General features: G+C 63.0%; 1 protein-coding gene. It reads right to left on the bottom strand.

Features of this window, described 5'->3' with window-relative positions:
* Window positions 1–37: 37 nt before the first annotated feature.
* A partial coding sequence (locus HLH48_RS22870; protein WP_182999735.1) for an integrase core domain-containing protein occupies window positions 38–638 on the bottom strand: 601 nt, incomplete at its 5' end.

The following is a 638-nucleotide window of genomic DNA, read 5'->3' as shown; positions in this document are numbered from 1 at the left end:
TGTACCGGCCTCGGTTTTTGAGACATCTGGTTGAAGCCTAAGCGGCGAGAGCCGCAGTGGAAAGAGCCCTGGCACGCACGGCATTCGGGGAGATGAACCCGTGCCGTTCAAGGAGCCAGGTTTCGTTGTATAGATCGCGGAATTCCAGCAGGGCCTGTCGGAGTTCCTCGACGGTCGCAAAGGTTCGGACCCAGAGCAGGTTTTCCTTCAGGGTTCGGATGAAGCGCTCGGCGCAGCCATTGCCCTCGGGGGCGCGGACGAATGCCGGCGTGCTTTCGATGCCCAGGAAGCGGATCTCGTCCTGGAAAACATCGGACATATACTGGCTGCCGTGATCGTGGCGCAGGGAAAGTCCGGTTGCTACTTTTTCGGCGAATGCGCCGAAGCAGCGGCGCACACCCTGGCGTATCGGCTCCAGTGCCTCGAAGCGGGTGCCGCGCCGGGCGGCATGAATGCCGGTGCATTCGCCGCTGTGATGATCGATGGCAATGAAGACGGCGGCCTGTCCTTCCTGCGTCCATGCCGTGGTCATGTCGGTGCCCCACATGACGTCGATCGCGTCCGGGATGATCGTGCCGTCATGGTTACGCGGTCCCTTCGGCGCGCCGGTCCGCGAGGGGGCCAGCAGGTCGTTCTCG

The sequence above is a fragment of the Gluconacetobacter sacchari genome, from assembly GCF_014174255.1.
Classification (GTDB): domain Bacteria; phylum Pseudomonadota; class Alphaproteobacteria; order Acetobacterales; family Acetobacteraceae; genus Gluconacetobacter; species Gluconacetobacter sacchari.
The sequence above is the reverse complement of the archived record's forward strand: the minus strand, read 5'-3'. Positions and strand labels throughout refer to the sequence as shown.